This is a genomic window from Rhizobium sp. BK275, assembly GCF_014193555.1.
Classification (GTDB): Bacteria; Pseudomonadota; Alphaproteobacteria; order Rhizobiales; family Rhizobiaceae; genus Rhizobium.
Genome location: NZ_JACHZL010000001.1, coordinates 909,996 through 922,701, shown reverse-complemented (window position 1 = coordinate 922,701; position 12,706 = coordinate 909,996). Strand labels below are relative to the sequence as shown.

General features: G+C 61.4%; 9 protein-coding genes. All 9 read left to right on the top strand.

From position 1 onward, the window contains the following. Positions 1–707 precede the first annotated feature (707 nt). The 9 genes from FHT82_RS04175 (at position 708) to FHT82_RS04135 (ending at position 12,648) form a co-directional block, all read left to right on the top strand. A complete protein-coding gene (locus FHT82_RS04175; RefSeq protein WP_183726563.1) occupies positions 708–2,093 on the top strand; it encodes an NADH:flavin oxidoreductase in 1,386 nt (461 codons plus the stop codon). Between the two features lie 34 nt (positions 2,094–2,127). Beyond that, positions 2,128–3,654 (top strand): cytochrome c, encoded by a 1,527-nt coding sequence (locus FHT82_RS04170; RefSeq protein ID WP_183726561.1) that lies wholly within the window; start codon positions 2,128–2,130, stop codon positions 3,652–3,654. After that, on the top strand, positions 3,651–4,082 hold the full coding sequence (locus FHT82_RS04165; RefSeq protein ID WP_183726559.1) for a hypothetical protein: 432 nt from the start codon (positions 3,651–3,653) through the stop codon (positions 4,080–4,082). The genes FHT82_RS04170 and FHT82_RS04165 overlap by 4 nt, the downstream gene beginning before the upstream one ends. Next, positions 4,079–5,554, top strand: a complete 1,476-nt coding sequence (locus FHT82_RS04160) for a cytochrome c (RefSeq protein ID WP_183726557.1) — start codon at positions 4,079–4,081, stop codon at positions 5,552–5,554. The genes FHT82_RS04165 and FHT82_RS04160 overlap by 4 nt, the downstream gene beginning before the upstream one ends. A gap of 16 nt (positions 5,555–5,570) precedes the next feature. Next, entirely contained in the window at positions 5,571–8,360 is a 2,790-nt protein-coding gene (locus FHT82_RS04155) for a hypothetical protein (protein ID WP_183726555.1), read from the top strand. 2 nt (positions 8,361–8,362) lie between these two features. Then, positions 8,363–10,171, top strand: a complete 1,809-nt coding sequence (locus FHT82_RS04150; RefSeq protein ID WP_183726553.1) for a GMC family oxidoreductase — start codon at positions 8,363–8,365, stop codon at positions 10,169–10,171. After that, positions 10,171–10,389: a hypothetical protein gene (locus tag FHT82_RS04145; RefSeq protein ID WP_183727345.1), complete on the top strand. Its 219-nt coding sequence runs from the start codon at positions 10,171–10,173 to the stop codon at positions 10,387–10,389. The genes FHT82_RS04150 and FHT82_RS04145 overlap by 1 nt, the downstream gene beginning before the upstream one ends. 15 nt (positions 10,390–10,404) lie before the next feature. Further along, positions 10,405–10,773 carry a hypothetical protein gene (locus FHT82_RS04140; protein WP_183726551.1) on the top strand — a complete coding sequence of 123 codons (369 nt, stop codon included), beginning with the start codon at positions 10,405–10,407 and terminating at the stop codon, positions 10,771–10,773. A gap of 699 nt (positions 10,774–11,472) precedes the next feature. Next, a complete protein-coding gene (locus tag FHT82_RS04135; protein ID WP_183726549.1) occupies positions 11,473–12,648 on the top strand; it encodes a helix-turn-helix domain-containing protein in 1,176 nt (391 codons plus the stop codon). Positions 12,649–12,706 lie beyond the last annotated feature (58 nt).

Sequence of the window (12,706 nt, the reverse complement as noted above, 5' to 3'; positions counted from 1 at the left end):
ATACAATGCAATTTTAAAGAGAATTAACAGTACAAATCACAGGAATCGGTGCATTAGTATTAATCAAATGCCGCAAACGGCAAGCATCATGGGCTTACGCGACGCCCCGCCAGATCACAGACCAGCGCGGCCTTGTCCTGCATTGATACGCCAAGAGCCGGCAAAGGACCGCATGGTCTACGTGCAAAAGTCAGCCGGTTGCGATGCCATGGAAGGCGCCATTTGGCAATGACAAGGCTTTTGTGCTCCGGCGTGCGGCTCGGCGCGCCTCTCTGCCATTGACGCCACGCTGCCAGCCATTCCGGCCAAAAGGGCGGCCTCCCGACAGACGGGTGACGACAAAATTACAAGTGATTTCAATATTTTAATTTATCAGTACGCATAATCTCGCCACGCTCTCGTAACCGAAACGCTTTGCACAGATCCCGGTGATCTCCGGTTGCCACGCGCTTGGGGCGCCTTGTCGACAGCGGGTAAAGGACTTGCCGGCGGCAGCGCATTGGTTCCCTTCAAGCCGAAATGTTCAGCAATACGGGAAATTTGCAATCGCAAGTATTCAAATTTCGTCGCTGTCCGAAATCCATTTGCAAACTACATAGGATTGAATTACCGTCGCTCACACCTGAAAGTTATACAGTCAGCAGTGCATTTCGGTTTCTTTTCCTTTTCTCTCGTTGCCGCGGCACGTTACTTTGGATAAGCCCCGCATGCATCCAGACAGTCAGTATACACATGCCGATAACGCAGCGGTTATTTTCAACGAACTGACGTTCCGTTCCCTGCGCGTCAAGAACCGTCTGTTTCGGTCGAATATTTCCGGCCAGTTCGACGACTATAACGGCCATGGCGGCCATGCTCGACTGAACTGGGAGGAGAAATTCGCGCGCGGCGGCATCGGCTGCATCATCTCCTCTTTTACGCCGGTCTCGGTGCGCGGCCGCATCCTCGTGCGCTACGCGATGATCGACAATGACGACAAGATCCCGTTCTGGCGCGAAGTCGGCAATCGTGTTCATGCTTATGACTGTCGGTTCATCATGCAGCTCAGCCATTCCGGCCGCCAGCAGGACATGGGCGGCGTCGAGAACCTGTTCAACAAGGGCTTGAGTTCGACCAACAAGAGCGACTATTTCCATGGGTTGCTCGCCCAGGCGATGACGAAACCCGAAATCGCCGAAGTGGTGGAACAGTTCGCACAAGGGGCGCGGCGCGCCCGGCAGGCGGGGCTCGACGGTGTCGAGCTTCACGGCGCCAACGGCTATCTGCTGACTCAGTTCCTGAGCTCCGGCATCAACGACCGGACGGATGAATATGGCGGCGGCTGGGAGGGCAGGGCACGTTTCGTGCTTGAGATCGTCAGGGCGATCCGCCGCGAGGTCGGCCAGGATTTTCACCTGCAGATGAAGATCAACGGCGTCGACCACAATGACTGGCTCTATCCCTGGATCGGCAAGGGCAACACGCTCGACGAGACGGTGAAGATCTGTACGATGTTGCTCGACGGCGGCAAGGGCGTCGATTCCTTCCATATATCGAGCGGTTCGACCTTTCCCCATCCGCGTAATCCGGCCGGCGACCTGCCGCTGAACGACCTGCGACGTTGGTATGACGGCATGCTCTCGCAGGGCACGCGGGCGCCGATGAACTATGCGATCTTTTCCAATCCGATCCTGGGGCGCGCCTTCCAGGCGCTGTGGCGGTGGCGCCGGGGCAAGGTCATCGAGGGCATCAACCTCGACTATGCGCGCGCCGTCTCCGAAGAGATCGTCAAGATCGATCCCGACATCAGGGTTCTCTGTACGGGCGGATTCCAGCATGCCGACAGGATCGCCGACGCGATCCGCTCCAAGGCTTGCGACGGTGTAACGATGGCGCGTCCATTGGTTGCCAACAATGACCTGCCGGACATCCTGACCAGACAGAACGGCCCGGAAAAGGAATGCACCTATTGCAACAAGTGTCTTCTCAACGACCTCGAAAACCCGCTCGGCTGCTATGACTTCAGCCGCTTCGACGGCGACAGTTTCGAGGAGCGTTATGACAGGATGATCAAGCAGGTCATGTCCGTTTACGAGCCGCCGACCTTCCAGTGAACCGCGCCATCGCCCGCGCATTCGGAGTGGACCCATGAGCAGCGACAACGACCGCAAGACGCCCGTCGAGATTGCCGTTGCCCGCCACCGGCGCTGGTGGCTGGCGATCGTCGTGCTAATCTTGCTCGGGCTCGTCTACTATCTGGTGTTCGTCAACCAATATGTTGTCGCCTTCGTCAGTCCGAAGGACCATTTCATGCATGGTTCGATCGGCAGCGAGACGGCGACGGGACCGCCCTATTGGGTCTTCAAGGCCCTGCCGGTCATGTATGCCGACAAGCTCGGGCCGGAAGGCTTGGGCCGTTTCGGCTTCCTCTACGAAAAGCCGGATGACGACCTTCCGATCGGGGTGTCGCGCCGCGTGGTCTCAGGCGTCGAGCGGGTCTGGCTCAACTGTTCCGTCTGTCATGTCGGCACCTATCGTCTGCCCGGCGATCCGGTTCGCCGTCTCATTCCCGGCGCGCCTTCCAATAATCTGCGCCTGCAGGAATTCATCAGTTTCTTCATCGATGTCGGCCGCGATCCCGGCTTTACCGCGGATGCGCTGATTGCGACGATCGACAGTCCCAAGGTCGGCGGCGACCTCAATATCTTCGAGCGGCTGATCTACCGCTACGTCGTCTTCCCGCGGGTCAAGAGCGCCTTTCTCGACCTCGGCACCCAACTCGATTTCGTCAAGCGCCAGGAGCAATGGGGGCCGGGGCGCGTGGATACGTTCAACCCCTACAAGGCGCTGCAGTTCAACTTTCCGATGGACGAGGCCCATATCAGCGGAGCAGCGCTGAACGGCTCCTCCGACTATCCCGCCATCTGGCGCCAGCGCCCGCGCGAAGGCATGAACCTCCATTGGGACGGCAACAACGATTCCGTCGCCGAACGAAACCTGAGTGCCGCACTCGGCGCCGGTGTCACGCCCGTGACGGTCGACCGGGCGTCGATCGCGCGCATCGAAGACTGGATGTGGGATCTGCGCTCGCCGCCGTTCCCCGCCGCCGACAGGATCGATCAGGCGAAGGCGGCCGAGGGCAAGACGCTCTTCCTGCATTATTGCGCCGATTGCCACGGCTTCAAGGATGTCAACGGCTACAGCTATGACAGGCAGCGCTTCACGCGCCTTGGCAAGACGGTTCCGCTCGCCGAGATCGGCACCGATGTCGGACGCTGGACCTCCTATACGGAAAATTTTGCCGCCGAGCAGAACCTGCTCTATGCCGGCTATCCCTGGCGCTTCAGCCGTTTCCACAAGACGGACGGTTATGCCAATCACCCGCTCGACGGTATCTGGGCGCGCTCGCCCTATCTGCACAATGGCTCGGTGCCCACCCTGCGAGACCTGCTTGAGCCGAGCGCCAGGCGGCCGTCCGTCTGGTTGCGCGGCAGCGACGAGTTCGACCTTGCCAAGGTGGGCTACCGCTCCGACCAGTCGGCCGGCGGCGATCTCTTTCGCTACGACACGACGCGGCCCGGCAACGCCAATACCGGCCACGAAGGATATCGCTACGGCACCGAGCTGCCGGACGCGGCAAAAGACGCCCTCGTCGAATATATGAAAACGCTATGACCCAGTCGCGCTCGCTCAGCAAATGGAAGGCACGGCATGCGGTCCTCGTCTGGATCGGCATCCTTCTGAACTTCGCCTTCGTCCTGCCGCTCATCTTCTGTCCGGAATGGATCCTCGGTCTCTTCGGCATCACCGTCAACCAGCTGATCTGGCCGCGATTTGCCGGCCTGCTGCTCGGGATCCTGTCGATCTTCTACATTCCGGCGACGCTCGATATCGACCGCTACCGCGTTTTCGCCTGGCTTGCGGTCTTCCCCTCCCGCACGCTCGGCACGGTTTTCTTCTTTCTCGCCGTCTTCGTCTTCGGCCAGCCGATCGGCTATCTCGCCGGCGTCTTCCTCGACGGGTCGATCGGCATCGCGACGCTCTTCTGTCTCCTGCGCATCCTGAAGCTCGAACAGAACATCGCCGAAGGGAGACAGGCATGAGGCGCGCCTTCTGGAAATGGCTTTTCGCCATTCTGATCCTGCTCGTCGTCGGCGCCTTCGCGCTGTTCTTCCTGCTCTTCCGGCCCGTCGCCCAGCCGAAGACCAATGATCTCGCAGAAGTCTTCAATCACGGTTCTATCGGCAATGAAGAGGCGCAGGGAATTCCCTACTGGATCTGGCGGGTCCTGCCGCAGCTCTTTCCCGACCGCCTGCCGGCCGATGCGGACGGTTACGGCGCCTTCGGGCTCTACTGGCGCGCCGGCGACGAGGTTCCGGTCGGCCTGTCGGTCAGGACGCTCGGCGTCATAGAGCGCGTCGCGCCGAACTGCGCCTTCTGCCATCAGGGCAGCTACCGCCTCCGCGCCGACGAGCCGGCGCGGCTGGTCGAGGCGGGGCCGGGGAACAGGGTCAACCCGCAGGCCTATATCCGCTTCCTGATCGATGTCGGCGCCGATCCGCGCTTCACGGCCGATCGGGTGATGGCGGAGATCGGCAGGATCTACGACATGCCGGTCTGGGAGCAGGCGCTCTACCGCTTCATTCTGATCCCCGCGACCCGGTCAGCCCTTCAGGAACAGGGGCGAAGCTTCGCCTGGATGAAGGACAGGCCGGACTGGGGTCCGGGCCGGATCGATCCCTTCAACCCGGTCAAATTCCAGAACCTCCATCTGGCTGACGACCACACGATCGGCAATTCCGACATGATGCCGCTGTGGTCGCTTGCCGATCTCGCCGCCACCAATACGCGCCGCTTCTCGCTCCATTGGGACGGATTGCAGACCGATCTCTACGAGACGGTGGTCTCCGGCGCGATCGGCGACGGAATGACCTATAAGTCTTACGGGGGAACCGAAGAGGGGCTGCGCCGCATCACGGATTTCATCCGCCTGCAGGGTCCGCCGCCGTCACCCTTTTCTGCCCTGCGGCCTGCCGGCGATCCCTATCATGTCGATGCGGCTGATGTCGACGCCGGCCGTGCGATCTATATCGCGCAATGCGCCGTCTGCCATGATCCCAAGGGCGCCCGCTACCGGACCCCGATCCCGATCGTCGAGGTCGGCACGGACCGCCATCGCCTGGACATGTGGACGCCTGCTGCCCGCGACCGTTACGCGGCCTACGAGCCGGGCTATGCCTGGGGTTTTGCCAATTTCCAGAAGACCGACGGGTATGTCGCCACGGGTCATGGCGGCCTGTGGCTGCGCGGTCCTTATCTGCATAACGGCAGCGTCCCGACATTACGCGCCCTGCTTCTTCCGCCCGCCGAGCGGCCGAAGCAGTTCTACCGCGGCTACGATCTCGTGGATGCCGAGAATGGCGGCTTCGTGAGTGCAGCAGGGACGCCCGGGGAACGGCACGGTGCGCTCTACGATACGAACCTTCAGGGCAACGGCAATGGCGGTCATCTCTGGGGCACGGATTTGCCTGCGGAGGCGAAGGAGCAGCTGCTTTCCTATCTGAAGACACTTTGACCATCAGGAGGGGTCGATGGCAAACGTCAGACAGCGCATCCTACGGTTTCTCGGTTGGACGGCAGCGGCCGTCGTCGCCCTCGCCGTCATCGCCATTGCTGCGGTTGCGCTCATCGTCTGGTGGCTGATCGAGCCGGATGCGAGCCAGTTCGGCCATGTCGAGGATGAGGCGAAGAAGGCGCAGCGCACGGTCGAGCAGTTTCCCGGGGCGGGCGAACCTTATTTCGCGGCGATGGACAAGGGCCTGCTTTTACCGCCGGCGCCCGGCGCCGACTACCCCGCCGAGATCAAGGAGGTCGCCACGGCCACCGGGCTCGATCCGGAGGCCGTCCGCGAGGCGGCGATCCGCGGACAGAATGCCTGGATCGTCTGGACCGGCGGCAACGACCGTTTCTGGGATTTTGCCGCCCGCTCGACGATCGGTTCCTTCGATCTCCTGAAGACCATCTCTTCTCATCCGACGATGGCCTATGGCCGCGACAACCGCTTCCGTTATCTCGGGCTCGTCAACGAGCCCTGCTTCGACACCCCTGAGAGTGCCGACCCCGATCATTGGGGACTGTGGCTCGATCAGCGCAAGAAGGATTGCCCGGCCGACAGTTTCGGCGGCAATGCCGAGGCGGATGCGCGTTATCCCGGCGTGCAGATCGGCTCGCGCGGCACCACGGTCAAGGTGAAGGGTGAAGAGAAGAAGATCCCGGTCGGCTCCTATTACGGCGAGCCGACGGGCGTGATGGGCCTTCGCCTCTTTCCCAATCCCGATTTCGACAGCAAGGCCGCCGAACGTTGGGATGCGGTGCGTTACTACACCGATCCTTCCTATTACAACGACAAGGACCTCGTGCGTCCCTATCGCGTCGGCATGTCCTGCGCCTTCTGCCATGTCGGTCCCAATCCGATCAATCCGCCTGAGAATGTCGAGAGCCCGGCATTCCCCGAAATCTCCTCCAACCCCGGCGCCCAGTATTTCTGGGTCGACCGCATTTTCTTCTGGAACACCAAACCGCGCGCGGCGGCGGGGCAACCGGCCGAGAACGAGAGGAATTTTCTCTTCCAGCTGTTCCATACGAACCCGCCGGGCTCCCTCGATACCTCGCTCGTCTCGTCGGATTACATGAACAATCCCCGCACGATGAATGCCGTCTACGACGTCCTGGAGCGACTGCGCATCGGGGCGAAGACCGGCAAGGAAATCATCAAGGGAGACGAGAAGGACAACAAGCAGGCGCAGGACTACCCGCAGACCGCGGCCTTCGGTTCGCTTTATGACAAGGCGACCGGCACGGTCGCCTCGATGCGTGTCCTGAAGGACGGCGCCGATTCCGTCGGCACGCTCGGCGCGCTCAATCGCGTCTATCTCAATATCGGCCTCTTCAGCGAAGAATGGCTGCTGCATTTCCGCCCCTTCCTCGGCGGGCAGAAGATCTCGCCGATCCGCATCGCCGACGCCCAGAAGAATTCGGTCTACTGGCAGGCGACCGAAGCGATGACGCCTGATATGGCAATCTTCTTCCTGGTCGCCGCCCGCGCCGATCACCTGAAGGACACGGCCTTTGGCAAAAAGGTGCTTGAGCAGCGCAATCCCGCCGAGGTCGACCGCGGCAAGATCGTCTTTGCCGAAAACTGCGCCGCCTGCCATTCGAGCAAGCAGCCGGTGCCGGCGCCGGATCTCGGCGTCGATCAGGGCATCTGCGAAGGCGGCGGCTCCGGCCCGCATTATCGCGAATGCTGGGACCGCTATTGGGCCTGGGCGCAGTCAGATGCCTTCAAGGCCGGCATGGTCAAGCTCGTCACCGAAAGGGACGCGGACGGAAAGGATTTCCTCGACGGCAATTACCTCTCGACCGAACGGCGCGTGCCGATGGATGTCGTGCGCACCAATGCCTGCAGCGCGATTGCCACCAACGGGCTGTCGGGCGATATCTGGGACAATTTCACCTCTTCCACCTACAAGTCGCTGCCGCCGCCGCATGAGGTGATGGTCAATCATCCGGTTTCGGGGGCGGCAGCGCCGCTGCAGGCGGCCGGCAACGGGCGCGGGTATCTGAGGCCGCCATCGCTCATCAGCCTCTGGTCGACCGCGCCCTTTCTGCTCAACAATTCCGTCGGCCACGAGGGTAGCTATTACGGCACCGATTACTACAATCAGGACTATGCCCGCAGCTACGGCGCCGGTCGCGGCACCGCCTGCCCGGCGGCGAACGCCAACGATCCTTATCTGCCCTGCGTCGAAAACAGGCTTGCGGTCTTCGACCGGTCGATCCGCCAGATGCTGTCGCCACAGACCCGCCGTATGGATAAAATGACCAAGGCGCCGGTGCCGGGCTATATCTACCGCACCAGCGCTCCCTCTTGCCTCATCGTGCCGGCGGGCTTCGTGCCCGACAAGATCAGGCCCTTTACCGGCGTGCTGAACAAGCTCGCCGGCTGGGCCTTCAAGAAGGACGGCTCGATCACCATCGGCCCGTTCCCGGCCGGCTTTCCGGTCAATGCGCTGACCAATACCGAGCTGCTGCCCGACAATGACGAGGAGGACAAGTTTGCCAATTACAAGCGCCTGATCGCCAGCGGTCCGGCGCTGATCGGAGCCTTTGCCGAACTCGGCGGGCAATGCACGCCGGAGGAGCTTGCCGATCCCGCCGTGCTCGCCAAGGCCGACAAGGTGGTGCGCGACACCAAGCTCATCGACCGTCTGGTGGGCTTGAGCAAATGCCCCGACTATGTGGTCAATGGCGGGCACACGTTCGGCGCCGATCTGCCGCAATCGGACAAGAATGCTCTGATTTCCTATTTGAAGCAGTTCTGACGATGTCCGGCGCGCCGACACACGATTATATCGTCATCGGCAGCGGGGCAGGCGGCGCTGTCGTCGCCGCGCGGCTAGCCGAAGAGGGGCGGACGGTGCTCGTCATCGAAGCCGGCGGCGATCCGCTGGCGAAGACGGACGACAGCTCCGACATGCCGCTTGCCGATGCCTGTCGCGTGCCCGCCTTTCACGCCTTCGCCTCGGAACATCCCGGCATGGCCGAGAACCATTGGGTGCGCCACTACGAAAATCAGGAGATGCAGGAGCGCGACTGGCGCTACTCCAGGCAAAAGGACGGCGTGCTTTATCCGCGTGTGCGCGGGCTCGGCGGCTGCACCGCGCATCATGCGATGATCATCGTCCGGCCCAATCATTGCGACTGGAATCACATCTTTGCGATCACCGGCGACGAAAGCTGGAAGGCCTCGCATATGCAGGGCTATTTCGAGCGTATCGAGCGCTGCCGTTACCGCTTCTTCCTGTGGCGCTGGCTTGCCGCCGCAACGGGCCTCAATCCGACCGGCCACGGATGGTGGGGGTGGATGACGACGGAGCGGGCGCTGCCGTTGCGCGCTTTGCGCGACTGGCCGCTGTGGCGGGCGCTCCTGCGCTGCGTCGGTGCTGCGGCCGATGCCTTCGGCAAGCGGGGCTCCGATTGGGAGACAACCGAGATCGACCCGAACGATAACCGCAACTGGAACGTCGGCGCCTGCGGCGTGCGCGTCACCCCGCTCGCAACACGCCGCCACGTCAGGCACGGGCCGCGCGAACGGCTGCTCGACGTGATGAAGCGGCATCCCGACCGCCTGACGCTTCGCCTGAACACCACGGTTACGCGGATCGAATTTGACGGCAAGCGGGCGGTGGCGGTTCGCTGCATCGACGGGGAGGGGCGCGAGGAGGTCATTCGGGCCGGCCGCGAGATCATCCTGGCCGGCGGCGCCTTCGCCTCGCCCCAGCTTCTAATGCTCTCAGGCATCGGCGATCCCGGCCATCTCGGTGAGCACAAGATTACCGTCGTCGAGGCGCTGCCAGGCGTCGGGCGGAACCTGCAGGACCGCTACGAAGTCGGCGTCGTCAGCCGGGTGAACGAACCCTGGTCGGCGCTGAAGGGCGTCACCTACACGACCCGCGACGCCCATTACCGGCGGTGGCGCAGGTTCCGCATCGGTAATTATACCAGCAACGGCGTCATGTTTTCCCTGACGCTGAAATCCCGCGACACGCTGAGCGAGCCGGACCTGCACTGCTTTTCGTTGCTTGCCGATTTCCGCGGCTATTATCCCGGTTATTCCGAGCGTATCCGCAAGCCGGACTACATGACCTGGGCGATCCTCAAGGCCTATACCGAAAACCAGGGCGGAACGGTGCGGCTGAGAAGTGCCGATCCCGCTGTCCTGCCGGCCGTCATGTTTCATTCCTTCTTCGAGGGAACCGGCAATTACGACCTCGACCTCGATGCCGTCGTCCATGCCATCCGCTTCGTCAGGAAGGTCAACGATGCGATGGACGATCTCATCGCAAGCGAAGAAGAGCCAGGCCGGCAGAACGAGAGCGACGAGGCGCTTCGCTGTTATGTCGCGGAAAACGCCTGGGGGCATCATGCCTGCGGCACCTGCGCCATCGGTCCCCGCGAGGGTGGGGGCGTGCTCGACAGCCGTTTCAGGGTGCACGGCATCGAGGGCCTGCGCGTCGTCGATGCCTCCGTCTTTCCCCGCATACCTGGCTACTTCCTCGCCACGGCCGTCTACATGATCGCCGAGAAGGCGGCCGACGTCATTCTCGCCGATAGCCAACTGGAAACACGCTGATGAAGGAACCCAGCCCCTATCCGGAAGCGAGCGTCTACAACTGGCTCGGCGAACATGTCCGAAGTTTCGTTCGCCTGTGGCGAAGGTTCGATGCCCGGCTCAACCGGCCGCTGCCGAAGGGGCGGCGCCTCGCCTGGCGATGGCTCGCCCCTGACGGTGGCGTAGCTGCGTTATCGCGACACGCGCATGGATGTGCTAGGATTATTCCGCTGCATTGACCGTGGGAGGCGGAAATGCGCCGAATTCTCGTGTCTGTGGTCCTGTGTGCGCTGCCGGCGTCGGTATCTTCCGCCTCCGGCCATGCCGTGTTTCACACCGCCTCGTTCGGCGACGGCAGGCACGTAAACCTCAGTCTCGCGGAAGGAAGACCTTCCCGCGACCCGGCTTTCGATTTCGACGCCATCATCACGCTCTCCGAAACCGACCACGGAGGAGCCGTTCTCTATCGCGACAGGGAACGGCACGAAGCAAGCGTGCGCTGTACACCGCCGGCAATGGTGCGGATCGGCGCCGTCGATTATCCCGTGGACGTGTCCGTGCCATCGGGGCGTGACTGGAAGCACGATCTCTGGGCCGCATTGTGCACCGCGCGGATTTCCTGAGCGGCGATGTGTTTATCGTCGCCGGTGGTGGTCATCTTCTCCTCCGTTCTGCCACATGAAAGGGCAGGTTCGTATGAAAATTCGCCAATGGGTCGAATAGGTAAGGGTTGCGTGCAAAGCGTTGGCTCATTACGCCTTGACACAGATGGCGCCTCTGCTGCGCACAACCCTCGAACCACCAATGTCCCTCTATCCGGCGTCAGGAGCGTCTTGCACAAATGTGATCCGAGGAATCTGCATCACTAGCGACAAGAATTCCTCTTGATGACTGAAGGTTGTTTAGCGTGAATTTCTGTCGCAGACTGAAGCATGTGCAGAGCGTGCATGAATATTCTCCAGATAGTCACGACTATCCTCCGATATTCACGTGTTTTCTTTTGAATAACTATCGTTTCGCGGTGACGGCGCTCTGAAGTTGCGTTGCGTCTGTACGTGAATATTTTGGAATTTCCGAACTATCTTCGGATGTCAATCATTGCCTATTTAGATACGGGAAAAGGACGCAATTGTCGTTATCCTCGCATCCCGAAAATTATCGTTCCGTACATTTCTGCTCGGAAAAGAATATGATAAGTATCTTATACACGTGACGTTCAGCCGCTTCCTTTTCAGGGGGCTGTGCGGAGGTTTCAGCCGCGAGAACGATTGTTTGCTCTCAATTTCAACAGCCCGGATCGGCTTAAGCGCTGGAGGGATTGGATGGATACGGAGTCTGGATCTGGAGATGACCTCCCCGTGAGGCAGGAATGGCCGGCCCACATGGAGCGGCGGCGCTGGCCGCGTGAACCGGCCGCACAGAAAGAGCACCGCTTGGGTGTTCCGCCTGCGCTGGTGCCCTTGCGTTTCTCGACGCGGGATCTGCCGCCGAAAGAACAATTTCAAGCCTGGCGCACGCACATGGCGCCGCTCGTGGATGTCCATCTACCGGACGAAAAATCCCCGGACGACGGCTTTCTTGCCGAACAGATCGGCTGGCATCTCGGCGACATACTCATCATCCAGCAGCGCGCGCAGGCATACAGCTTTGTTCGCGATCAAGCCATGCTGCGATCGAGCCCGATCGACCACTGGAACATCGGCCTGCTTCACAGCGGCCGGGTCTGGGCCGAGGTCAGCCGTCACGTAACGGAGGCCGGTCCCGGCGAGGTGTTTTTCAGCTCTCTCGGTTGTCCCTGTCGCGGGCGGATCATTGATTCAGTCGCTGTACTTATCTTCTTGCCCTATGAATTGTTGGCTGCGAATGCGGGCCTTCTCCAGGGTGCCAACAACACGCTCCTGTCCGGTAGCCTGGCTGAACTGCTCAGGAACTATATTACCGGTCTGGAAACGAACCTGAGCAATCTGACGGCGGGGGAAGTGCCGCGGATCGTACAAACGATTTCCGATATGCTCGTCGCATGCGCCGCGTCGTCCACAAGGCCGGATATGGGCCAGATCCAGACCAACATGGGAATGATGGAGCGGGCGCACCGCTACATTCACCTCAACCTCCATTCAGACAATTTGACGCCCGACGTCCTGTGCCGTGCGCTGGGCATCTCGCGTACGCGGCTCTACCAATTGTTCGAAGCGAGCGGGGGCGTCTTTAACTACATTCGCAAACGCCGATTGCTGCAGGCATATGCGGATCTCAGTAATCCGGCCGACAACAGGCAGATCTCGGAGATTGCAGAGGCCGCCGGTTTCGACGCCGCAGCCAATTTTACGCGCGCCTTCAGCCACGAATTCGGGCTCAGCCCACGTGAAATCCGAAAAACCGTAGCAACTGAGCGCCCGGTTGTCCCGGCTACGCGTTCCACGCGGCGTCATGGGACAACGATCGGCGATTGGCTACAGCATCGGCCCGAAAATCGGAATCGATTTTCGGAAGCCTGACGCGTAGATTCAAAGAGTTAGAGCGTCCTTTGCGCGTCCGAATGGACGCACGGCGCTC